The following is a 25080-nucleotide window of genomic DNA, read 5'->3' on the forward strand; positions in this document are numbered from 1 at the left end:
CGCGCTCGAAACTAAGCAAGGCGTCAACCGGGGAGAGGCTGCATGGGCTTTAAACTTAAAAAGAAAAATACAGGTGAGAGCACTGGCCGCAAAGGCGGTAATGCTTTTTTAGCTAAGATTCAAACGCAAGTAGATCAGTTATCACGTGTCTTCGGTGATAGTGAGAAATCAAAACCGCTGATCTATGGAGCAGCAGGCTGTCTTTTAGCCGCACTGATCACTTTATTGTATCTTTTTTATAGTGTTCCACGTACCAATGAACTCACTCAAAGTCTGGGTGATTTGCGTCTCCTCTCGCAAACGATTTCGCGCCAAGCGACTGAAGCGACAGCTTCAGGTACGCCTGAGGCCATGAAGAACCTGACTGATTCGCAAAAAGCTTTTGCTGAAAACCTTGAGACAGTTAAAAGTATTCACTCTAACAATGATGCTTTGCAAGCTGTTGATAAACAGTGGAAAGAAGTATCCAGTAGTATTGATCTGATTACCTCGCAACAAAAGATTATTAACCAGTTATACGACACCAACATCGCGATTGGTGAAGCGATTCCGGGGATTCAGGCGGAATATAACTTGATGGTCGACCAGATGGCACGTCAAGATATGCCATCGAACCAGGTGGTTATTGCCAAAAACCAGGTATTCATTGCAGAACGTATCTTACGTTCAATCAGTTTGGTACTGACAGGTAATGATGGTTCACGTGAATCTGCGGATGACTTCAGTGCCGATACCGAAACTTTTGGTTCTTATCTGAATGCACAGTTAAATGGTTCTGCTGAACTGGGTGTACAGCGTATTGCTGATCCAACCCTGCGTGAATCTCTGGAAGGCATCAAGGCTGAATATGATGACGTATTGGAATCTGCATCAGCGATTATTCTGAAAAACTCTACACAGATCGTAAAAGTTCGTCAGGCAGCCGCATCTATTTTTTCTCAATCTGATGTGCTTTTGGACAACCTGAATAAATTATCGGGTAACTCAGGTCTTAAAACGGTTGTTCCGGCAGTCCTTCTGATCGCATTATTAGTCGGTTTCTTGCTGTGTGTATTCAAGTTACTTTCTCTGCGTGGCTTGTCGGATAAGCAGCGTGTAGGCCGTTTACAAGAAGAATATGACCGTAACCAGAATGCGATTTTACGTTTACTGGATGAGATCGCCGATCTTGCAGACGGTGACTTGCGTTCATATGCAACAGTATCTGAAGACTTTACTGGTGCAATTGCCGACTCGATTAACTTTGCGATTGACCAGTTACGTGACCTGGTATCGCGTATTACTGAAACTTCACAAGAAGTTGCGCAATATACTGCAACTACACAAAGCATTACCAACCAGTTAGCTGAAGCATCTGAGCATCAGGCACAAGAAATTGCTGGTGCTTCTGCAGCGATTAACGAAATGGCACTGTCGATTGACCAGGTATCTGCCAACGCCGATGAATCAGCGGTGGTAGCAGAGCGTTCAGTACAAATTGCTGCAAACGGTGCGGATGTCGTACATCGCTCGATTGAGGGTATGGACACGATTCGTGAACAGATTCAGGAAACTTCAAAACGTATTAAACGTTTGGGTGAATCTTCTCAGGAAATTGGTAACATCGTAGCCTTGATTAACGATATTGCTGACCAGACGAACATCCTGGCATTAAACGCAGCAATTCAGGCATCGATGGCCGGTGAAGCAGGTCGTGGTTTCGCGGTCGTAGCCGATGAAGTACAGCGTCTTGCGGAACGTTCAGCTTCTGCAACGAAGCAGATTGAAGGCCTGGTAAAAACCATTCAAACGGATACGAACGAAGCCGTTATTTCGATGGAACAAACTACATCGGAAGTTGTACGTGGTGCGAACTTGTCTAAAGATGCCGGTGTAGCACTAGATGAGATTCAAACAGTATCGAACAACCTTGCGAAACTGATTGCGAACATTTCTGATGCTGCGAAACTGCAGTCAGCATCTGCAGGTCATATTGCGACCACGATGAATGTCGTACAGGAAATTACCTCGCAAACCACCAGTGCAACCTTCGATACAGCACGTTCAGTATCTGAACTGGCAAACATGGCCGATGCATTACGTGAATCTGTATCTGACTTTAAACTACCAGAATAAAGTCAGACATGATGGGGAAATGTGTCTTGACCGCGGTTGAGACACATTCAGAAAATACAGATAAAGCCTCGACAAGATGTACTTAACTTCATACGTTAGGTATCGCGTGACGGTCACAATTAAGTTTGAGCGCCCTTCTTGGCGGCATAACGTAAGAAGCATGAGCTATGAAAGAAATATTAAAAAATTTAGTTGAAACGACAACGCTTCCTGAAGATAGTTATCTTGACCAAGATGCAGAAATTCTTGAAATTTTTGTTGAGGAAATCGAAGAGATCTTCGTTGAGTTAAATGCTTTATTTCCAGAATGGTTGAGCAATCCAGATCATCAAGAAAATCTGAAGACCATTCGCCGCCATTTTCACACCCTGAAAGGTTCAGGCCGCATGGTCGGGGCAAAATCGGCAGGGGAGATGGCCTGGGCGGTTGAAGATACCTTAAACCGGGTTTTGTCCGGTTCGATTCAGCTGACACCGACGGTACAGAAATTTGCCCAAGCGGTACTGAATGTCTATCAATATGCTTTATATCCAAAATTCAAACATGTACAGCAATTGGATCTCGATCTGCGTCCAATGGTGCTGTTGGGACAACAATTACAACAACAAATTTCGCCTGAACCTGCATTGGAAGAATTACTGGCATTGGCAGATCATTTGACCGCTGAAGGTCAGATGACAGGTCTTGAGCTTGCAGACAATGAGCCAAGTGAAGTTGAGCTAACAATAGCGCCAGTAGAAGTACCGGTTCGCAGTGATATCGAAGAAACTGTGGCGATCTTTATTGAAGAAGCAGAAGAGCATCTGGATACGATTGCTACCTTCCTTCGCACTGAAGATGAAAAATCACAAGATTATAATGCGCTGATTCGTGCGATTCATACTTTGCGCGGCAGTTCATCCATGGCGCAGATTGACCAGATTTTTGAGGCCAGCTCTAAAGTGGAGCATCTGTTCAAAACCTTGCTACAAGATGAAATTGTCTCAACCTCAAAAGAAACCGCTTTACTGATTCAGTATGCCGAGTTTGTCAGTGACTATCTGCATTTGCTACGTCAGGGCAATACTGCAAAACTGGATGCGGTATATGCCACCTTTGAGCGTGTCTGGAATGATTATGGCTTTGCAGTTACTGAAACCAATAGCATTCAGACGCAAGGCTTGGTATCCAAACTGGTTGAGCTGGATATTGATCTGTTATTGGATACCGAGTTTGAATTTGATAAACGCGCCCAAGTCGATTATCCTGAATATATTCAGGCACTCAGCCAGCAGGCTGCAGAATTGTTGGCACATACAGAAAGCCGGGCAGCGCAGGGAATTCATGAATTCACTGCCGACCTGAAATTGGCTTATGATGCGCTGCTTGAAAAGCCAGTGCTGCTAAACAGCGATTATGCTTATGAACTGTTCGCACAGGCGCACCAGGAATTTATTCATTTATTTGATACCTTGGCCGCAGGACAGCGCGTCATTCTGAATGATGAGATTCAAAAAATACTCAGTGAACTGTCTGCATTTGTGCAGCAGGATCTCGAGATATTTGCTGAAGACACTAGCAATCAGAATATTGAGCTAAGCTCAGAGGCCACACAGGTGGCTGAAACCGTCGCGACTGGCAGTGTCGATTTTGCTGGTTTGAGTCAACGCATCGCTGCGGATCGTCAGCAGCAGCAAAGTGCTGAAACCAACCGTGATTTTGATGAAGAATTATTAAGTATCTTCCTGGAAGAAGCGGATGAATTGCTCGCAGGCATTGATGAAGATCTGAATACCTGGAGCAAAAAACAGGATGATACGACTTCACTGAACAATCTGATGCGTCATTTGCATACCTTAAAAGGTGGTGCAAACATGATTGCAGCTTCGCATATCGGTTTGATTGCGCATGAACTGGAAAGTATTTATGAGCGTGTGATCCGTCAGCAAATTGCCGTGACACCTGCTTTAATCCAGATTATCCGTCTGGTTCAGGACAATATTTCCGATCGTATTCAATCGATTCGGGAAGACGGTATTGATTATCCTGCACCAGAAGCGATTGCGATTCTGCAAAATATTCAGGTGCTGGTGTCTGGACAAGCTGTTGCTGCTGTGGAGAGCGCGAATACTGTAGTCGAAGTTGCAGAGGTCCAAGCGACATCAATTCGTGAACCGCAACTTGAAGAATCCACAGCGACTCAACAGCCTGCGACTGATCTGGCTGAAGCTGAAGAATTACTGGAAATCTTGGAATCTCCTAAGCCTATTGAAGACACACCAGTAGAATGTTCTGAAGAAGACGAGCTGAAATCGATTGTTGAAGAATCTTTTCTGGAAGAATCCGAAGAGATTCTGGCGAATGCCGAGAAGCTCCTCAGTCAATGGTTTGACCAGCGTAGTGACCGTAGTTTATTACTACAATTACAGCGTGCTGCCCACAGTATCAAGGGTGGCGCACGTATGGTAGATGTTGAAGAAGTGGCCAGTATTGCCTATGAGCTGGAAACGACTTTCGAACAGTTTGCGGTCTATCAATTTAACTCAAATGCCTATGATGGCTTACTGCAGAAAACGCTGGTCTGGTTGAGACAGGCGATTTTCCAACGCGACTATAGCGGTTTTGAGCCGCTGCACAGTAGTCTGAAAAAGATTGCTTATGTGGACGTTACTGCACAGTTGCCTGAGCGTCTGGCGAAAACAGATAATCTTGTAGTCAGCACCGACTTCGGCTTTGTTGAAGGTGATGGTACTGAGCCGCCACAGATGATGGGTGAGTGGGCGAATAGCGGCACCAGCGATAGCAATAACGAGATGATCCGTATCTCTGCTGATCTGGTCGAGAAGATGATTGACCTGTCCGGTGAGAACTCGATTAACCGTTCGCGTATCGAGATGGACTTGGGCCAGCTGGGCAATACCTTGAACGAGATGGAATTGGCGATCAAACGTCTTGCTGATCAGTTACGTCGAATGGAAGGCGAGCTGGAATCACAGATTATTGCCAAACACGGTTCAGAGAACTCGCGCTATGCTGACTTTGACCCGCTGGAAATGGACCAGTATTCGTCGCTCAACCAGCTGTCTAAATCACTGGCAGAATCTGCATCAGATTTGGTCGACTTCAAGAGTACACTGGCCGACAAGATTCGCGAAACTGAAGGTCTGTTATTGCAACAATCCCGTATTCAGGCCGAGATTCAGGAAAGCCTGATGCGTACCCGTCTGGTTCCATTTGATCGGATGTTGCCGCGTTTACAGCGTATCGTGCGTCAAACCTCGACCACCTTGAACCGTCCTGCAGAACTGATCGTACAGAATACCGAAGGTGAACTGGATCGTAACATTCTCGAGCGTCTGGTCACCCCATTTGAGCATATGCTGCGTAACGCGATTGACCATGGTCTGGAAGATACTGCAGATCGTATCGCACTGAACAAGCCGGAAGTCGGTTCTATTGTCTTGAACATCAGCCGTCAGGGAACCGATGTAATTGTGTCCTTTAGTGATGATGGTAAGGGGATCGATGCGGAGAAGATTCGTGAAAAAGCGCTGAGTCTGGATCTAATCAAAGCGGATCAAGTCATTGATCAGGAAGAAATCCTGCAATTTATCTTCCATCCTGGTTTCAGTACCGCGAAAGCAGTGACCCAGATTTCTGGTCGTGGTGTCGGTCTGGATGTGGTACAAAGCGAGATCAAATCACTGGGCGGCCATGTGTCAGTGAGCTCGGAACTGGGCAAGGGTACGGTCTTTACGATTCGCGTACCGACTACAGTAGCGGTCAGCGATGCCTTGATGGTGAAAGTGGGCGATCAGCAATATGCGATTTCTCTGGCGCAGATTGACCGAATTGTACGTATTGCGCCGACTACATTGGAAAGCTATTTCAACAGTAAAGATGACTATTTCAAGATCGATGGCGCAAACTATAAGCTGCGTTATCTGTCTGAGTTTGTTGGCAACCAGCCGATTCCACGTCTGAATAATGTTGGTCATTCATTGCCGGTGCTGTTGATTAAAGGTAATAGTGGTCAAACCATTGCCTTGCTGGTCGATCAGTTGGTCGGTTCACGAGCGCAGATTGTAGTAAAACCGATTGGACAGCAGTTTGCCAACGTCGGGGTAGTGGCCGGTGCCACGATTCTGGGTGATGGTCAGGTCTGTCTGATTCTCGATGGACAGAATGTTGCCCGCCAGATTCAGGCGACACAGCGTGTCAAACAGCTGAATGATCAGCGTGATGGTTCGCGTAATTCAAATGCACGTCGTCTGGTGATGATTGTCGATGACTCGGTGACTGTACGTAAAGTGACGTCGCGTCTGCTTGAACGTCAAGGCTATGATATTGTCACTGCCAAAGATGGCGTAGATGCGATCGAGCAGCTTGAAAACGTCAGACCGGATCTGATGTTGCTGGATATCGAAATGCCACGTATGGACGGTTTCGAAGTGACCAATCTGGTTCGTCACCATGATATTCACCGTGACTTGCCGATTATCATGATTACCTCACGTACCGGTGAGAAGCATCGTGAACGTGCATTCAGCCTAGGTGTAACACATTATATGGGTAAACCGTTCCAGGAAGCGGAACTGTTGGCCAATATCCAACAACTGATTGCTGAAAAACAGGGGTAATATATGAGTCAGACCAATTCAAGCAATAAAATGGCTGATCAGATTAGCCAGCAGGAACTTCAGCATCTGATTACGGTATCGACCGGATTTATTGATGCCTATATTATTGACTGTCATGGCAAAGATCCGATGTTATTGCCACAAAACATTGTCCTGTCAGCACTGGATAGCAATACTCAGGTCAAAACTGTAGAATGGCATGAGGCACAGTTACCGGTCTATGCAGTGAATGATCCGTCACGTCAAAATGGGGTGGCACTGGTGATTGAGGGGGATGAAATTACTCAGCGCTTTGCCCTGATGTGTAATGAAATGCCGAAAACCATCCGGATTCGTATTTCCGAAGTGGTCGATGTCGATCAGCCGGTGAATGATCCTGCCATCTTTCAATATGTGCGCATGAACGAACAGCTGTTCCATATTCCGAATATGACCAATATTCAGGCTACAATCGGGCTGTAATCCAGGCTATAAAATATAAAAAAGGAACTCCATGGAGTTCCTTTTTTATTGCGTTATGAATTTACTTAATTGGCGAGTAAATTCACGAGAATCTGCTCATAGATTTCAGCCAATGGCTCTAAGTCTGCAATATCGACATGTTCATTGATCTGATGAATCGTGGCATTCAATACGCCAAGTTCCAGTACCTGTGCGCCGGTAGGGGCAATAAAGCGGCCATCTGAGGTACCGCCCGAAGTCGATAGTTCAGTTTCAGTCCCCGTCACATTCAGAATGGCGGTTTTAGCTGCATTTACTAGTTCACCAACTGGCGTCAGGAAAGGCAGGCCAGATAAAGTCCAAGAAATGTCATAGTCCACACCATGACGATCCAGAATTTCTAAAGTACGTACTTTGAGTTCTTCGGCGGTCACTTCAGTTGAATAACGCCAGTTGCACAATAGGTTCATGGTGCCGGGAACAACATTGGTTGCGCCTGTACCCGAATTGATATTGGAAATCTGGAAAGTCGTCGCCGGGAAATATTCGTTGCCATGATCCCAGACTGTGTCGCACAGTTCAGCAATGGCTTTAGAAGCGGTATGAATCGGATTCACGGCCAGATGCGGATAAGCCACATGACCCTGTTTGCCTTTGACTGTAAGGTTGGCATTTAATGAACCACGACGGCCATTTTTGACTATATCGCCCAGTTTATTAGTACTTGACGGTTCACCGACCAGACACCAGGTAATTTTCTCATTACGCGCTTCCAGTGTTTCAATCACTTTCACCGTGCCGTTAATCGATGGACCTTCTTCATCTGAAGTAATCAGGTAGGCAATCGAACCTTTGTGATTCGGATATTTTTCAACAAAACGTTCTGTTGCGACTACCATGGCTGCCAAAGCCGTCTTCATATCGGCACTGCCACGACCATAAAGTTTGCCTTCACGGATTTCAGGTAAGAAAGGATCTGAGTTCCAGGCATCCAGATTCCCTGTTGGCACGACATCGGTATGGCCAGCGAAACAGAAGACCGGACCTTCTGTGCCTTTGCGTGCCCAGATATTATCTACATCTTCAAAGCGCATGGATTCAATATTGAAACCAATCTTCTTTAAACGTTCAGCCATGATGTTCTGGCAGTCATGATCAATCGGTGTGACAGAAGGCTGACGTAATAGTTGCAGGCTTAAATCGAGGGTAGCGGAAGAGCTCATACGGTATTCAACAGTCGATAATTTTTTCGGCTCTATAATAGGCGAATATAGGCTTGAATGTGAACGACTGATATAAAAAAACCCTATCTGGGATAGGGTTCTGTGAGCGTTTAGGAAAAAACTAGTTTTGACGGATTTCGTCAGAGGTTTTTTCAGCAGTATTGGTTACCGCATCGCCAGCCTTAGACACATCTTTGCCCATGCCTTTTACGGTGTTACAGCCAGTCAATACAAAAGCCATCATTAATGAAGCAGCAAGAATTTTTTTCATCATCATCTCCGTATAATCAATAATAAAATTATTATGATGTGGGACTTAGAGTAGAAAATATACGCTCTAAAAAATATGTGGTTTTCATAGTGCTTCGGTTAATAAATGTAATGCTTTATAGGGGCTTATGCGATGGATGCTGGATCAGCACCGGATTGCGATACATATAAAAGTCATCACTATCGAGTTTTTTATAAAGTCCATCCGTCCACCAGATCGCAGCTGAACTGCTCGGCCGGGCTTGCGGATAAATCCATTCATGTCGTTGCAGACGATAGAAACCGTGCTGTGCAGCAGGAATATGCTGTCCCCATAAGCCCAGACGACGCTCGGTATTGATCCATGAGGGAATTGGCTGATCGGCATGATGTGTAGGCAAATACAGCTCTCCCTTGAGGACGCAAAACCGTCTTTGAATGGGATGCTGCAAAGCCTCATCAAACTGGAATTGTTTTTGTGTGAAATGTTTCATTTTTCTGATTAAAGTATCGGTGCGGTTTAGGCCATACCAATGCGGCAGGCTAAAATCTGCTTCGGCCAGATAATATTTCAATGCCACTTCCCAATGTTCAATCTGTCCTGTATCAGTATTTAATAGCAGAAAATCCAGCTCACCCAAGGTTTTGGCGCCTTCAATTTTTTGCAGACTATGGCCAAGCAGCCGATAGGGATGGTAAGCATCATCGAGCAACCAGAACCAGACCAGCATTTCAAAACGCAGCCCCAAACGTGTGCTTTTTAGTTGCTGTACAAATTCGATTAATTCTTTTGGATGCTGATCAAGAAATTCCAAGCGTGGATGATAATGGTTAAGATGTCGCTGCCAGGTCTGGCTGTCATGCAACTCAAAACGATGTATGAGCTCAAGTTCATCTGGAACATGGGACAGGATATTCGGACTGCCAACAGCAAATGCTAGCTGCCGCACCAGAGGATGTTGATAACGTTGCCATGCTTCTACAAGATTTTGGTTTAAATTGGAAAAGGGCATAGGACAACCTGTGAAAAGTGCAGAAATACAACGGACAGTATCGGAAAACGCTTTATACTACCTGAATTCTGCGGCTAGGGTTGATATATGAAAGTGTTGTTTTGGCGAAGTCTGGTGGTGCTGTTTGTGATCCTGGGCTTTATCGGTGCAATCCTGCCGGGTATGCCAACAACGGTCTTTTTGATTCTGGCGGCCTGGGCGGCATCCAAGGGCTGGCCGCAAATGGATGACTGGTTATTGAATCATCCCAAATATGGCCCGACCTTAAGAGATTGGCGCGTACATGGTACTGTACCGCGTAAGGCCAAATGGCTGGCCAGTATCATGATGCTGATCAGCGGGATCATCATGCTGTTTACCACGGCACCCTTGGCCGTAAAAGCCTTTACCAATATTACGATGCTGATCGTCGCGATCTGGTTATGGCGACGCCCTGAACCGAATCAGATCATTATTCAGCAAAATACAGTCGATCCAGAAAAGACAGATCTACAAACTCCGCAATCTGTAGATAGTAAATTAAACCCTATAAAACCAAACAAAATAGAGTCTGAGAATAACAAGTCATGAGTACCTTGCATCTGGATCAAGCCGATATCCTGATTGATCTTGCCCAACAAAAACTGTATCTGCCCCGTCTAAACAAGCAATATCTGATTTCCAGTGGCAAAAATGGCATTGGCGAAACTGAAAATAGTGGCCAGACTCCTCGTGGATGGCACAAAGTCGCTGAAAAGTTTGGTCAGAATGCTCCCTTAAATAGTGTATTTGTCGCACGTCAGGTGACGGGTGAAATTTATAATCCCCAATTGGCAGCAGAATTTCCGCAGCGTGACTGGATCCTGACGCGCATTTTATGGCTGAGTGGCCTTGAGGCAGGTTTTAATCAAGGGGAGGGCTGCGATACCTATCAGCGTTATATCTATATTCATGGCACCCCAGAAACCGAAAAGATGGGAGAGCCGCTGTCGCACGGCTGTATTCGTATGCGTAATCCGGAGGTCGCTGAATTATTTGACCTGATCAGTGAAGATGCACTGGTTTATATCTCAGAACAGACATTAGATCTGGAAAAACTAAATGTTTCGAAAAGCGAATAAAAGTTAGATTTTAAGATCATGTGAAAATGATTTTGTTTTTATGGGCTGAATCTGCTTGATCTTGATGGAGACAGGAGAAAAGATTGATTAATCTGATCCAGATCCTATTTTCATGGCATAGAACAGGTTGAATCATCCTCTAAAGCTTAAATTTATCGCTATTTCCCACTTAAAAATAAATGACAGTTGCAAGATTACATGAACACAACGTCGAGTATTTTAAAGCTTTGTATAATCCTTAATCAGAATTGCAATATGTCGTGTGGTTAGACTGAAACTTCGCAGGGTAAAACACAAAATTTCGCTTCAATTTTCATTTTGAAAATTAAAAAATTTCGGTAGAGACTTAAAAAATAAACAAAAAGTGTTGTTTTTTTTAACAAACAACCTATTTTTTAATCACTCACACCTAAAAAGTGGAAAACATTCCGAAAAGCGTTTGACAGGCTGTGCAGATTCTCTATAATGCACCCATCAAACGATGATAGACGTTTAGAAAGGGCGCTTAGCTCAGTTGGTAGAGCGTCTGCCTTACAAGCAGAATGTCGGCGGTTCGATCCCGTCAGCGCCCACCAAGCTCTTTCATGTTGAGACCTTATAGTTGCAGCGGTAGTTCAGTTGGTTAGAATACCGGCCTGTCACGCCGGGGGTCGCGGGTTCGAGCCCCGTCCGCTGCGCCACTTTAAGATCTTGATTTTCGTTTGCCACAATAGCGACATTGTGTAAATGCAGCGGTAGTTCAGTTGGTTAGAATATCGGCCTGTCACGCCGAGGGTCGCGGGTTCGAGCCCCGTCCGCTGCGCCATTTATACGATAGACCTTTGAGGGCGCTTAGCTCAGTTGGTAGAGCGTCTGCCTTACAAGCAGAATGTCGGCGGTTCGATCCCGTCAGCGCCCACCAGATTCTTTTGCGATGCAGCGGTAGTTCAGTTGGTTAGAATACCGGCCTGTCACGCCGGGGGTCGCGGGTTCGAGCCCCGTCCGCTGCGCCATTTCAAAAGAAATTAAATTGAGGTCCCTGAGCCTGAATTTAATAAACTAAAGATTGACACTCTTTATCAGGGCGCTTAGCTCAGTTGGTAGAGCGTCTGCCTTACAAGCAGAATGTCGGCGGTTCGATCCCGTCAGCGCCCACCAGATTCTTACGATGCAGCGGTAGTTCAGTTGGTTAGAATACCGGCCTGTCACGCCGGGGGTCGCGGGTTCGAGCCCCGTCCGCTGCGCCATCTTAAGATGAAAAGCTTGGATTCCTGAGATCTGAGTTTTCAAGATACCAAGACTACATTCCTTGTTGGTCTTGCGTCATTTAAAACAACGTTGTTGTTTTTCTCAGGGCGCTTAGCTCAGTTGGTAGAGCGTCTGCCTTACAAGCAGAATGTCGGCGGTTCGATCCCGTCAGCGCCCACCATATCTTCTTGCTTCAACTCGATTTATTCCTTAGAATCTGATTCTATTATAATAATATTAAGATTTCACGATTATGAGAAATCCCTATCAGCGCAAAGCCGCGACCAAATCCCAAAAAACTGCTTTCGATCCTCAACAGCTTTATAAGCAATATATTGAAGCCATTGTTGCCAATGCTGGCATTTTTGCACTCTACCAAGATGGCTGGGCCTTATGTGCCACGCCTACCGGACAACGCGCATTTGCCTGCTGGCAAAGTAAAGGTCTGGCTCGACTGCTGATTAAAGACAATTGGGCAAATTACGAGATTCAGGAAATTGGTCTTAAGGATTTTGTAGAGAAAGTCATTCCCTTTTTACGTCAGGAAAGTACCATTGTTTCGCTTGATCTGACCCCGGAAGGACAGAATATTCTGGTGGCACCGGAAAAATTATTACTCGATATTAAAAATTATCTGTATCAGATTTATGTGCAAAAACCTGAACTGTTTAAAAATCCGGATATGCCTTTGCCTAGGCAGATCCGTTTAAATTAAATTTATTGTTTTTAAAACAGCTTGTTTATTGGAACAATGAATATTCATTCAGTAGCCAGCCACTAATCAAAGCAAAATATTCGCGTAACCAGGAATTATAGCGAACATTCTGGGGTGTGCTGGCACTCAGGCTGATGACTTGTTGATAACCCTGATGTCTGGCAATGGCGCGAGCACGAGGGCTGTGAAAATCGCTGGTGACAATCGCAATTGGCTCATTTCGATCAATATGTTGCTGTTTTAATATTGCCTGAGAATATTGCAGGTTCTGTTGGGTACTCCTGCTTTGATCTTCTAGGCTAATGGGGTTGTTGAGCTGCGGATAGTTCGTATGGATATAACTTTGCATGACTTCAGCTTCGCTCTGTCTCTCCCAGAAATTTCGTCCACCGGTCATAATGATTAAAGTCTTCGGATATCGTTCTGCATATTTTGCTGCGGTATCCAGACGATTTTTTAAGATGGGTGAGGGCTGACCCTGATTAATACCACTACCTAATACTAAAATCGCTGCAGCAGGTCGTGCCGGAACAGTCGGGTTGATTGACATCTGGATATAAGCGAAGAAAGCAGCGACACTGATGATCCAGAATAGAAATCCGCCCCAGAGACTGTTCCAGAACAAGGTTCTGAATCGGGAATTCTGTTTCCAGCGCTGAATAGATGAAAAAAACAAGGCATACAGGATGAATGCCACCCCAATGAAGGTAGACAAGGCAATAGCAAAATGCCTCTGACCTTGGCTCAGTAACCAGACGCTATTGAGACATAGAATCAAGCCAAAGATCAGGCTAAGACTTCGTTTAAGTTGATTGAGCATCCAGAGTTCCTTTTTTCTTATTCATATTCTTATTATTGCTTTTGTATCTTCAATAAAAACCGGGCCATTGAGCCCGGTTTTTAGCATATCAGGTTATCTTAATATACATCACGGCGATAACGTCCATCCAGACGTAATTGATCTAGCATTGTTTCACCGAGAATCTCAATCAGGGCCTGATCCACATCGCTGGCCATGCCATTGATGCTACCACAGACATAAATCACTGCACCTTGAGCAATCCAAGCTTTTAGTTCTTCAGCCTGTTCACGCAGTTTATGGTGTACATAAACTTTTTCCTGCTGGTCGCGCGAGAATGCAAGATCGAGACGTTTCAGGGTTCCCATTTGCAGCCAGGCCTGAATGGTTTCTTCAAAGAAGAAGTCGTGTTCACGCTGACGTTCACCGAAGATCAGCCAGTTCTGGCTATAGTCCTGACGGTTACGCGCACTGAGCAGACTTAATAGTCCGGCAATGCCGGTACCATTACCAATACAGATAATCGGGCGGTTGTCATCAATCAGGTGGAAAGATTCATTGCTGCGAATACGCAGTGCAATGGGCGCATTGAGAGCCGCATGCTGGGTCAGCCAGCCTGAACCCAATCCCAGATTACCACTAGCATCGGTTTGCTGACGTACCACCAGACGTAAAACCTGCTGGCTTGGAATACTGGCAATGGAGTATTCACGTGTTGCCAAAACCGGTAATTGCGTGAGGAGCTGATCCAGAGAATCAAAAGGTTCAGCCTGAGTCAGATCACGATCCCAGAGTGCCTGTTCAATATTCTGTTGCATAGAAGGTACTTGTGTACCCGCTGCTATCTGGTGCTTTTGCATAAATGCATCGATACGTTCTTGGCTATTCCCTGGCTGAACCTCGGCAATATCACCTGCTTGCCAGACGGCTTCATGCTCAGGGGTCAGTTCGATATTGAAGGCAGGCGCACCCAGACTACCCGGATTGAGGACTTCACGTTTACTCAAACTCCAGTGATCAAAGGTCTTATCGATACTCATCGCTTGTAGCTCAAGTCGAGTGACTTGTTCCAGCGCACTATTCCATTGCTGGATATGCTCGTTATTGGCATTGTCGACTTCAATCGTATTGAATAGCTGCTGGGCACCATTCTGTTTTAACCACTGATCAATACGGTGACCAAAACTGCAATAGCTGTCTGGATATTCCTGAGAACCCAAGGCCAATACCGCATAACTTAAATAACTGAGATCAGCTTGAGCAGACAGGATTTTTTTCTCAAAAGAAGAGGCCAGATCCGGCGCTTCACCTGTGCCATAGGTGCTGGCAACAAATAATACCTGTTCGGTTTGTTGTAAATCGGCTAGCGTCAGTTGTTGTACTGGCTTGACTGTTACCGGTTGACGCGCTTCCTGCAGGGCAGTCGCTGTACGCCAAGCCAGTTGCTCAGAAACCCCTGTTTGTGAGGCATAAGCAATGAGCCACGGTTTGGCATTTTCATCCAGGTTTACTGCAGTCGCACCTTGACGTGCTGCCTGTGTTAAGCGCTTCTGTTTACGACGTTTCAGATAGAGCATCCAGCCGGTTACAAAGAACAACGGCATCAACAAGGCTGCGACCATGGCAAAGAACTGGTAAATTGGGCCGAAGAAGCTGCCACGATGCACCGGTAACATGCTGCTCATGATTTTTTCATTAAGCTTTTTATCTTCATACAGCTCAACTTTGGTAAATTCAGCTGTCCGGTAATTATAAGTGGCACTGTTTCGTGCACGTTCATGCTGAGCGACTGGATCGATAAAGCTCAGCTGCATTTCGCCATCCGATTTTTTCGGAAGGTTAAACGTTACGGTAGAATACTTATCTGAAAATTCAGTGTTAAAGCCAATCCAGCTCTGGTCTAGCGCACGGGCAGTAGCTTCAGGGCTAAGACCTTCACGGCCTTCACCACCAGCACCGCGTTCGCCACCTTGGCGGCCTTCGCCTCGTACTTCACCTTCGGCACGCGGACCACGTTCACCGCCTGGACGTCCTTCACCACGGTTATTACCGGCATTGGCCTGCATTTCCGGTTGCGGGCGTTCCACACCCAGCACTTTAAACATGCCATTGCGCCACCAGTCATAAGACCAGTACAGACCGGTACAGGCCAGAATCAGGTAGAAAATCACCACCCAGGTTCCCACAACAGCATGCAGATCCCAGATAAAATTACGGCCTTTCAACTGAGGTTTTACAAAGAACCATTGCTTGATCGAATGACGTTTCGGCCAGCGCAGGTACAGACCTGACAAGACAAAAAAGATCAGCATCAGGGTACAGGCACCGGTAATCTGCTTACCTACTGGACCAACCGTCAAATTACGATGCAGTTGCTGAACAAACTGGAAAAATTCCCGACCCTTAATCTCTGGCAAGACTTCAGCCGTATACGGGTTGATCATGATGTTCTGACCACGCCGTGCGCCTTCTTTAGCGACATTCACGGTACTCGAAGCACTTGGATCTTGTGCCACGGTAATACTGTTGATCTTCATGTCAGGCGCAGTACGGTTAAAGTGCTGATACAGCTCGGAAGGCGTGAGTTTGTCACGTTGCTGAACCTGAACCGTATAACTGTCGCTATTCATCCATTTTAATATTTGTTGTTCATAGGAATAGATTGCGCCAGTGACCCCCATTATCGAGAGGATTAAACCTGCTGTAATCCCCAGAAACCAGTGGATTTGGAAAAATGTCTTTTTAAACATGGTCGTCAGATTAAGGGTGAGATCTATAAAAGTGGCAAAATTATAACTGAAGTTTAAGCCCGAATTATAGGTGTTGAGGATAATATTTATTCTCATTATCATTTATTGTTTTGAAATTAAAAAAACCTCCATGCCGGGGCAGGAGGTTTTTCACTGAAGAAAGAACAGTTTAGATTTGTTTTGCTGCGCCGACTTCTGCTTCCAGATGCTTACGAATCGTGGCGAAAGAGAAATTTTTGCTGTCCAGACGTTTCGGCAGGATATACGCACCTTGCTGGCCTTTTACTTTGAAATTGACCAACATGAATTCTGGTGTGTTGTACCATTCATAGATGTCTTTCCAGCTAATCGCGCCAACACCTTCTTGCACGCCCATTTTCTGGCGCATCACGATGCCATGCGGTTGCACGCCCAGGCGAACACCTTTGATTTCCTGTACCGGAAATTCATTCATCTTGCGTTTAACATACCATTCCAGACCAAAGGTACGGATCAGGTAATACAACACCACACAGACAATGGCCACCCAGCAGAACACGGTAGAATAGTTCTTCAGGAGCAGAATGCCCAGAATAGAAAGTGCAACAACAGCACCCATGATCAGCCATGCTTTCATGCCAATTTTATTGGTACTACGCCAGATCACCAGCTGAGCATGACGCTGCTCGGCTTCTGAAATTTCATAGTTCACAGGCTGTAGGGTATAAGCGTATAAATTTTTCGCGGTCATAATGAAATTAGCAGATTTTAAACTGTAAAAAGTTTAGCACTAATTGTACCAATTCAGTGAGTATATTGTTCCAAAATCAGCCAAATTATAATGAACCTAATTCAGTTGCCTGTTCATCACGCTCATGACTCAAACTTTGTTTCAGTTGGCTCAACTGCTTTAAAATGCTGAACATTAAAGACAGTTGCTGCAAAATGATCAGGGATTTCTGATCTTGCTCCTGATCTTGAGCCAGGCGCTGGCGAATATGGGCAATCATATTTTGCGCACTTAAATCGGGCATTTCATCTCTTAGCAATGCACCACGAATGTTCTCAAGTGCTTTGTCCAGTAAATTCAGAATGTCCTGATCTTCAATTTTTTCCCGGTGTGCGCCCAGTGCGGCAATATAACTGATAAAAGTATGGTTCAGACAAAGAAACTCAAAGGCTAGTGATTTTTGTACCGGATCAATATCCGGTTCAGTGGCCAGTGTCGAAATCAGTGAAGCCACCTCGGCATCGGTATTGTGGGCAGCACGACGCACAATCCGATATTTCAGGCCATTATTACGTCCCGATTTATACTGCTCGATCACTTCACTCAAATAATCTGCTTCTGCCTGCAAGCTGCGTTTGATACTGCGCGGCAAACGCCGGAACTTCCAGTCCGGGAAAATAAAGCTCACGCCGAACCAGGCAATCGCACAGCCAATCAAGGTGTCGATCATACGCGGGATGGCCGCGGCATAGCCCATACCATCCAGATTGAAGTTGATCAGCGCTAAAATCGTAATAAAGGCTGTGGCCTGTGCATACTGCTTACTGCGCAATTCAAAGAACAGAATCCCACTCAGTACCAGAAGCAATAATTGTCCTTCGATGGAAGGCACAAAATATAAAATGGCATAACCGAGGATAATACCGACCAGCGTACCGATAATACGCAGACGTAAACGCCGTTTGGTGGCGTTAAAGTTCGGCTGGCTGACAAAGAGTGCAGTCAATAAAATCCAGTAACCATATTCAATATTACTGACCTGTACGAAGATATAGCTGATCAGCAGCACAATCGACAGGCGAATGGCATGCCGGAACAGCACCGACTCTGGTGTCAAATGTTGCTTAATTCGAATCTTGATGTCATCCCAGCCTTTCAGGTCATCATCTCTGAGCTGGTTTTCGATATGTTTGAAACGCTCGGACTTGATATTTTGCTCGGTTTCCAGGTTGCGTAACTGGGCATCAATCGATTTCAGGTTTTGAAACAACGCAAACAGGGCACTGATCCAGACCTGATCATACTGCTGCTCCTGACGTAGCTTATCCAGAGACTGTCTCAGGTTGTCAAAGGCATGCTTAAAGCGCTGGTTATGCACATAGGGTTTGCGCATTAGCAAACTTTCACTCAGGTCCTTACAGGCTTTGCCCTGAATTGACATGATGCGCTGGAAGCGGAAAAGGATATCACTATGCTGGAAAATCTTGGCCAGTTTCTGATAATCAATATGCGCTGAATCGGCACGTTCATGAATATCCTGGGCGACAAAATAATATTGCAGGCTGCGACGGGTGTCTTTTTGCCCACGGTCACCTTTCAGACGGGTCAGGAGAGCCGTTTTCATTTCGTTAAAAATCGCAATCAGTTTGCCGTTTTCAAGCGAGAGTTCAATCATGCTTTGTTGATAGCTTTTCGGCGTCATGTCCACATCAAACAGATTGGACTTGGCATATAAAAAGTCACCGAGCGCAGAATAGGAAATGGCAAGCTTGTCTTGCGCCAACCGGGCAGGGAAAGTCAGGAAACTGAGTGTCGACAGCAGACCGTACCACATCGCGCCGATGACCAATAAACCAGCCTGTTTATACCATTCATCAAACAGCTCCACCCCAAGCATGGAATAAACGGAAATCACCAGACAGCCGTAAGAAATCGTGGCATAGCGTCGCCCTAGTGAACCCAGCAAAATCAGGGCAATACAGGACACAATTAAGGCCAAGGCAAATAGCAGGGGATAAGGAAAGAGCAGATATACGCCCACTGCGGTAATAAAGAAGCCAATGTAGGTATACAGCAGATTTAAAATCCGCACCGAAAAGCGGTCATCAATATCACTTAAACCGGCTGCGACCACGCCTAAAGTCAGTGGAATCGTCATCAATTGTTGTCCCATAAAATAGGGAACAAAGGCGGTACCTGCAAATGCCGTCATCATGCGCAGGTTATACATCAAGGTCGTATTATAGGTGGTTTGCTTGAGACGAGTGAGCCAAGATTTCAAAGGTCGTCCTTTATACTGCAGTCTTAGAGCTGAATCTGAATAGGCTAATGAAAATAGTATATTTATAAATCTTCATTTCAGGCTAAATCATACTATGCACTGTGTTAATTTGTCTGCATATTAGCGCTTTAAATCTTCATGCTTATGACATCGAATAAAATAGTACAACAACCTTATGCCATGTCCTGGATTATTTTGCTGGCAACACTGAGTGCACTCGGGCCTTTATCCATTGATATGTATCTTTCGGCCTTGCCGGCCATGGCAGCAGATTTTGGTGTCAGCACCCAGATGGTTTCTAACAGCCTGCCGGCTTATTTCTGCGGTCTGGCGATCGGGCAACTGATTTATGGTCCGATCAGTGACCGGATTGGACGTAAACCGCCACTGTATTTTGGGCTGTGTTTATACATTGTGGCAAGTTTGCTGTGTGTCTTTGCGCAGGATGAATGGAGCCTGATCGCTGCACGAATTCTGCAAGCCTTAGGTGGCTGTGTCGGGGTGGTCATGGCACGTGCTGCAATTCGTGATCGCCTGGATATGCATTCAGCAGCTCAGGCCTTTGCCAGCATGATGATTGTGACTGCGATTGCACCAATCATCGCTCCGAGTCTGGGGGCCTGGGTATTGATGTTTTATGAATGGAATGTGATCTTCTTGGTGCTGATGGGCTGCGGTCTGTTGAGTCTGGCCTGTGTACATTTTCTATTTAAAGAAACCCTGGAGCCAGAACGTCGTCTCAAGCTGAACTTTCAACAGGTTATAAGTTTGTACCGGTGCATTTTTCAGGATCCAAGCTTTCGACGTCCGCTCTATGCCGGCTGTTTTTCCGGTGCGGTGATGTTCTGTTATATCAGCGCTTCTTCGGCCATTCTGATGGATCGTTATCAACTGACCGAGCAGCAGTTTGCTTATGCCTTTGGTGCCAATGCCTTCGGGATCATGCTGTTTTCGACCTTGAATAAACGTCTGGCTGGGCGTTTCTCGATATTGCAGCGTCTGAAAATTGGCACCTGTCTGCAGTTTGCCGGTGTATTAGGGTTAATCTTGCTCGGCTGTCTGGATGTCGATTCTGTGCTCTGGGTGTTGTTAGGCATGTTTATTGTGGTGGCAGCCCTTGGGTTTACTGGTCCGAATGCCATGGCTTTAGCAATGGCTAAACAGGGCGAGCGGGCAGGAACTGCAAGTGCCATTATGGGCAGTATGCAATTTGTCTGTGGTTTATTGGGCGGTGTATTACTGAATTTTCTGATCTGGCATGCTTTACTGAATATGGCATTGATCATGCTGGTTTTTGTCGGTATTTCTGCTTGGGCGATTTTTAAAATCAACATGCCCAGCCTAAAAAATGCATAGATGCTGGCTGCCTCTCAGATAATAAAAATACTGGTCTGGACAGAGGGCTAAGCAAGTTGGCTTAGCCCTGCTTGCATCACTCATCGATAAACACGGCAAATTCTTCTACGGGAACGCGCGGGGTAATAAAGCTGTTAATAATTTGCTCTGGGTCGGCATAACCCAGTGCCATACCGCAGACCAGCTCTTCATCATCGGGTGCGCCGGCCAGATCAAGCACGATCGGGTGAAAGTGATTCCAGGCTGCCTGCGGGCAAGTGTCCAGACCGCGGGCTTTTGCTGCCAGCATAACATTCTGGATCATCATGGAAACATCCATTTTGGACCCAATCGCCAAAGACCGATGTACAGTAAAAAATAAGCCGACAGGGGCATCAAATAATTCAAAATTACGCAGCTGCTGACGCGCCATTTTTTCCTTTTCGCCTTTTTGAATATTCAGCAAGCCATATAAACCCCAGCCATTTTCACGACGACGTTCAATAAATGGCGAGATCCATTGTTCAGGATAGTAGGCGAAAGTTTCCTGATACTGCTGTGACAATGCAGGATTTGCATAGATTTGCATTTGTGCCTGACAGACACGTTGCACAAGTTCATCGCGCTTTTTACCTGTTACCACATACACCTTCCAGGGTTGGGTATTGGTTCCTGAGGGTGCGCGGCTGGCAACCGTCAAAATCTCTTTTAAGGTGTCTGTACTAACGGGGGTATTTAAAAAAGCACGCACTGAATGGCGAGAGGTGATGGTGTGATCTATAGCATGAACAAGATTTTGATCCATTATGGGGTCCAGTCGAATATCCTTATTGAGTTTGCAATGACTATAAACTAAACAAACAGAAGGGGGGATAGGAAAATTTCATTCTTGGCCGTCTGAAAAAACAATTTGTCAGCGAAATGACTTGAGTAATGAAATTTCGCATGCTTTTAGTTGAGCTTAAATCGCCTCAGTGACAGCAATGAATTTAGTCATAATGCTGGTCTTCGATTTAAAAAATGGCTTAAAACCCAAGTGCTTGAACCATTCAACAATAACAATTTCACACACAGAACTGGTTTATTTTGACTGAAAATCAAGATAATTTAATTTCAAGATCCTTGTTTCATTCCGTGTCGAGTAAAAGATTAATATTTTTTTTGAATTAAAATATAGATTAATCTTCATATAAAAATGAGAATTTATAATTATTTTTTATAGATAAGTCAACTATTGCTAATAAAAAGAAATAAAACTTGATACAAAGAAACAGCATAATGTACGACTTTTCATCTTAATTCATGCATTTTGTGATTAAGATCTGTTTTAAATAACGCGATTCCAGATGGCTTGAATGAAGTCTTTAGGTTGAAAGCACTCATCAAGCACTGAATGTTTTTTTGAGCTTAAAACACAGTTTTTTTACCAGCATGCGCGTCTGTTAGAAAAATGTCTGCAATTTTCCAACAGACTGAGTGTAGAAATAGAAAAGGTGTTGCTTTTATAAATCTCTCATTTGTTGAATATGATCGTGATGATGATATTCATAAGTTTAAAAGAGATGATAAATCGGTTTGTTTTTCTAAAGGTAATAGATCAAATCAGGATATTTCCAGATGAAGATCTAATGAGCGAGCTAGAGATCTAGCGCACTCCATGACTTTTAGAAAAATAAAAAATACAAAATCATCTTGGGCAAAAAATTATGGATTTTACTTTTAACGCATTTTATACCTTGATTGCGGCAGTCATTGTTCTGTTACTCGGGCGATTCTTGGTTAATAAAATCGATTTTTTAAGACGTTACAATATTCCTGAGCCGGTTGCGGGCGGTTTGGTTGCGGCGATCATCTCGTTGCTGGTGCATTCATTGTGGGGATATAGCATCACCACCAGTGCAGAATTACAAACCAGTTTTATGCTGATTTTCTTTGCTTCGATTGGTCTGAGTGCCAACTTTTCCAAGTTGCGTGAAGGCGGGATCGGTCTGGTTATTTTCCTGTTTGCTGTTTCGGCTTTCATTATTTTGCAAAATGCGGTCGGCATGAGTCTGGCAACATTACTGGGTATTGACCCGTTGATTGGCCTGATTGCCGGTTCGATTACCTTAACCGGTGGTCATGGTACTGCAGGCGCATGGGGTGAAATTCTAGAAGTCGAACATGGTATTCAAGGGGCGCTGGCACTGGGTATGGCAAGTGCGACCTTTGGTTTGATTATCGGCGGTATTATTGGCGGACCATTGGCCAAATTACTGATCAATCGTCATAACCTGGCTACTGCACGTACCGATCAGCAAATTGAAAAGCGTGACAATACGCCAATGGACAGCACCACCAGCGAATATGTACCGTTTGAATATCCGCATCAGGTGCGTTTAATTACCGCTGATAATGCAATCACGACCTTGGGCCTGTTCGCAGGCTGTTTGGCTTTTGCAGAGTTTATGACGGGTTTCAGTAAAGGTACTGCATTTGAACTGCCAACATTTGTCTGGGCATTGGCGGGTGGTGTCATCCTGCGTAATGTACTGGAAGGTGTTTTCAAGGTTCAGATTTTCGATCGTGCGATTGATGTGTTCGGTAATGCTTCATTGTCGCTGTACTTGGCAATGGCATTGTTATCATTGAAATTATGGCAATTGGCTGACCTTGCAGGACCACTCATGGTGATTCTGGGTGCGCAAACCATCACCATGGCTTTGTATGCAGCTTTCGTCACTTTCCGCCTGATGGGCAAAAACTATGATGCTGCGGTACTTGCAGCAGGTCATTGTGGTTTCGGTATGGGTGCAACGCCAACAGCGGTTGCCAATATGCAGGCGATTACCAATATGTATGGTGCGTCACATAAGGCCTTCCTGATCGTTCCATTATGTGGTGCGTTCTTCGTTGACTTAATCAATGCTACTGTTATTCAGATGATTTTGAAGTTTTTTGCATAATTTTTATGCCTGATACGATGAGTCATAGGCTCATAAGGATGTGACATGAATGATCAGTTAAATGAAACCTTACTCGGCTGGATTAATGCCCTGAATGGCCCTTTATGGGATTTTCTGGTGGTGTTTCTGGTCGCAGTTGGTATTTTCTACACGATCATGACCGGTGCAGTACAAATTCGTTTGTTCTGGCACAGCATGAAAGTCATGAAAAATAGCCGTGGCAAGGTTCAGGATACGCACGGCATTACCCCGTTTCAGGCCTTTGTCACTGGACTGGCAAGCCGGGTCGGTGTGGGCAATGTCGCGGGTGTCGCCATTGCGATTGCAATTGGTGGCCCCGGTGCCGTGTTCTGGATGTGGTTTACTGCCTTTTTGGGCATGAGTTCTGCTTTTGTTGAATCTTCTTTGGCACAGTTGTTCAAGGTGCGAGATAACAAAAACCAGCAATTCCGTGGTGGACCAGCTTATTACATTACACAAGGCCTGAAACAGAAATGGCTCGGGATTGTCTTTGCGATTGCATTAATCACGACTTATGGTTTTGTCTTTAATGCAGTTCAGGCCAATGCCATTACCGGAGCGACTTCTCATGCCTGGGGCTGGGATCAGGCGAATCTGATCTTGCCATTAGGCGGCCTGAATCTGGAAATTTCCTGGGTCGGATTGTTTCTGGTCTTGATGACTGCGGTGATCATTTTTGGCGGAATTAAACGGATTGCAAAAGTTGCTGAAAGCTTTGTACCGTTTATGGCTGTGCTTTATCTGGCGGTAGCTTTGTATATTGCAGTCATCAATTACGATCTGCTCCCATCCATCTTCCAGCTCATTTTCAGTAAAGCCTTTGAATTTGAAGCTGCTGCTGGTGGTTTCTTTGGTGCCATGGTATCTATGGCCATGATGATGGGCATCAAGCGTGGTCTGTTCTCTAACGAGGCAGGGATGGGTTCGGCACCGAATGCTGCTGCAGCTTCCGATGTCAAACATCCGGTCAACCAGGGTCTGGTACAGATGCTCGGAGTATTTGTAGATACCTTTGTGGTGTGTTCATGTACCGCGATTATTATTCTGGTTTCGGGTCTGTATGAAAATGCAGGCTTTGAAGGCGTGACCTTGACCCAGATGGCGCTTGAAAGCCAGATTGGTGCTTGGGGTGATGACTTCTTGGCTTTGATTCTGTTCCTGTTTGCCTATTCTTCGATTATTGGTAACTATGCCTATGCCGAAGGAAACGTCCAGTTCATCAATAACAATAGCCGGGTGATGTTGATTTTCCGCTTATTTGTATTGGTCATGGTGTATTTCGGTTCTATCGCCAGTGTGCCATTGATCTGGAATATGGCAGATCTGTTCATGGGCGTGATGGCAAGTATCAACTTGATTGCGATCCTGTTGCTGATGCCATTCCTGCTGATGCTACTCAAAGACTATACCGGTCAGTTGAAGCGTGGTGTGAAAGAGCCTGAATTTAAACTGGATAACCATCCTAAATTTAAAGACAAGGTCAAATCAGATATCTGGTAAGACTTGAAGTAAAAAGCCCCGATCATTCGGGGCTTTTT

The 25080-nt window shown here is 45.2% G+C and carries 16 protein-coding genes, 8 tRNA genes and 1 pseudogene; 17 read left to right on the plus strand and 8 right to left on the minus strand.

The genetic code is table 11. The features are described from left to right. The first annotated feature begins 42 nt into the window (after positions 1-42). The 3 genes from NI466_RS00105 (at position 43) to NI466_RS00115 (ending at position 7196) form a co-directional block, all read left to right on the plus strand. The gene (locus NI466_RS00105) at positions 43-2115 is read left to right on the plus strand and encodes a methyl-accepting chemotaxis protein (protein ID WP_253172325.1); all 2073 of its coding nucleotides are present in this window, start codon (positions 43-45) and stop codon (positions 2113-2115) included. Between the two features lie 167 nt (positions 2116-2282). Beyond that, entirely contained in the window at positions 2283-6734 is a 4452-nt protein-coding gene (locus NI466_RS00110; RefSeq protein WP_253172327.1) for a hybrid sensor histidine kinase/response regulator, read from the plus strand. 3 nt (positions 6735-6737) lie between these two features. Further along, a complete protein-coding gene (locus tag NI466_RS00115) occupies positions 6738-7196 on the plus strand; it encodes a hypothetical protein (RefSeq protein WP_044111490.1) in 459 nt (152 codons plus the stop codon). A gap of 65 nt (positions 7197-7261) precedes the next feature. On the opposite strand, the gene dapE is transcribed toward NI466_RS00115, so the two are convergent. The 3 genes from dapE to NI466_RS00130 form a co-directional block, all read right to left on the minus strand. Next, positions 7262-8398 (minus strand): succinyl-diaminopimelate desuccinylase, encoded by a 1137-nt coding sequence (gene dapE / locus NI466_RS00120; RefSeq protein ID WP_085064467.1) that lies wholly within the window; start codon positions 8396-8398, stop codon positions 7262-7264. Between the two features lie 121 nt (positions 8399-8519). Further along, positions 8520-8672, minus strand: coding sequence for an entericidin A/B family lipoprotein (locus tag NI466_RS00125; protein WP_004280704.1), 153 nt, complete (start codon positions 8670-8672; stop codon positions 8520-8522). Between the two features lie 112 nt (positions 8673-8784). Further along, entirely contained in the window at positions 8785-9660 is an 876-nt protein-coding gene (locus tag NI466_RS00130; protein ID WP_253172329.1) for a DUF1853 family protein, read from the minus strand. Between the two features lie 87 nt (positions 9661-9747). Here NI466_RS00130 and NI466_RS00135 point away from each other — a divergent pair. The 11 genes and pseudogenes from NI466_RS00135 to NI466_RS00185 all read left to right on the plus strand — a co-directional run. Beyond that, positions 9748-10101: pseudogene (locus NI466_RS00135) on the plus strand (YbaN family protein); the annotation flags it as partial. 125 nt (positions 10102-10226) lie between these two features. Further along, positions 10227-10760 carry a cell wall-recycling L,D-carboxypeptidase ElsL gene (elsL, locus tag NI466_RS00140; RefSeq protein WP_004280701.1) on the plus strand — a complete coding sequence of 178 codons (534 nt, stop codon included), beginning with the start codon at positions 10227-10229 and terminating at the stop codon, positions 10758-10760. Between the two features lie 499 nt (positions 10761-11259). Continuing rightward, positions 11260-11335 (plus strand) — tRNA-Val (locus tag NI466_RS00145). Positions 11336-11363: 28 nt separating this feature from the next. Continuing rightward, positions 11364-11440: transfer RNA gene (locus NI466_RS00150), tRNA-Asp, on the plus strand. A 48-nt stretch (positions 11441-11488) separates the two neighbouring features. Further along, positions 11489-11565: transfer RNA gene (locus NI466_RS00155), tRNA-Asp, on the plus strand. A gap of 20 nt (positions 11566-11585) precedes the next feature. Beyond that, positions 11586-11661: transfer RNA gene (locus NI466_RS00160), tRNA-Val, on the plus strand. Positions 11662-11675: 14 nt separating this feature from the next. Continuing rightward, positions 11676-11752: transfer RNA gene (locus NI466_RS00165), tRNA-Asp, on the plus strand. Between the two features lie 69 nt (positions 11753-11821). Further along, a tRNA-Val gene (locus tag NI466_RS00170) sits at positions 11822-11897 on the plus strand. Between the two features lie 12 nt (positions 11898-11909). Next, a tRNA-Asp gene (locus NI466_RS00175) sits at positions 11910-11986 on the plus strand. Between the two features lie 106 nt (positions 11987-12092). Continuing rightward, positions 12093-12168, plus strand: a tRNA-Val gene (locus NI466_RS00180). Between the two features lie 72 nt (positions 12169-12240). Beyond that, the gene (locus tag NI466_RS00185) at positions 12241-12702 is read left to right on the plus strand and encodes a DUF2750 domain-containing protein (RefSeq protein WP_005104048.1); all 462 of its coding nucleotides are present in this window, start codon (positions 12241-12243) and stop codon (positions 12700-12702) included. Positions 12703-12727: 25 nt separating this feature from the next. On the opposite strand, the gene NI466_RS00190 is transcribed toward NI466_RS00185, so the two are convergent. The 4 genes from NI466_RS00190 to yccS form a co-directional block, all read right to left on the minus strand. Continuing rightward, positions 12728-13522 (minus strand): YdcF family protein, encoded by a 795-nt coding sequence (locus NI466_RS00190; protein WP_005104046.1) that lies wholly within the window; start codon positions 13520-13522, stop codon positions 12728-12730. A gap of 98 nt (positions 13523-13620) precedes the next feature. Further along, positions 13621-16251 (minus strand): PepSY domain-containing protein, encoded by a 2631-nt coding sequence (locus NI466_RS00195; RefSeq protein WP_253172331.1) that lies wholly within the window; start codon positions 16249-16251, stop codon positions 13621-13623. A gap of 169 nt (positions 16252-16420) precedes the next feature. Continuing rightward, on the minus strand, positions 16421-16981 hold the full coding sequence (locus tag NI466_RS00200) for a YcxB family protein (RefSeq protein ID WP_004731971.1): 561 nt from the start codon (positions 16979-16981) through the stop codon (positions 16421-16423). Between the two features lie 85 nt (positions 16982-17066). Next, positions 17067-19241 (minus strand): YccS family putative transporter, encoded by a 2175-nt coding sequence (yccS, locus tag NI466_RS00205; protein WP_253172333.1) that lies wholly within the window; start codon positions 19239-19241, stop codon positions 17067-17069. A gap of 138 nt (positions 19242-19379) precedes the next feature. Here yccS and NI466_RS00210 point away from each other — a divergent pair, with 138 nt between their 5' ends. After that, a complete protein-coding gene (locus tag NI466_RS00210; protein WP_253172335.1) occupies positions 19380-20597 on the plus strand; it encodes a multidrug effflux MFS transporter in 1218 nt (405 codons plus the stop codon). 76 nt (positions 20598-20673) lie between these two features. Here the strand turns inward: NI466_RS00210 and NI466_RS00215 are convergent, their stop codons facing one another. Further along, positions 20674-21381, minus strand: a complete 708-nt coding sequence (locus tag NI466_RS00215) for a nitroreductase (protein WP_253172337.1) — start codon at positions 21379-21381, stop codon at positions 20674-20676. A gap of 901 nt (positions 21382-22282) precedes the next feature. Between NI466_RS00215 and gltS the strand changes: the two genes are divergently transcribed. Continuing rightward, complete coding sequence (gene gltS, locus NI466_RS00220) at positions 22283-23521, plus strand: sodium/glutamate symporter (RefSeq protein ID WP_219308697.1); 1239 nt, start codon at positions 22283-22285, stop codon at positions 23519-23521. A 45-nt stretch (positions 23522-23566) separates the two neighbouring features. Then, positions 23567-25042, plus strand: a complete 1476-nt coding sequence (locus NI466_RS00225; RefSeq protein ID WP_004731963.1) for an alanine/glycine:cation symporter family protein — start codon at positions 23567-23569, stop codon at positions 25040-25042. The last annotated feature ends 38 nt before the right edge of the window (positions 25043-25080 follow it).

This window comes from Acinetobacter lwoffii (assembly GCF_024129595.1).
GTDB lineage: Bacteria > Pseudomonadota > Gammaproteobacteria > Pseudomonadales > Moraxellaceae > Acinetobacter > Acinetobacter lwoffii_O.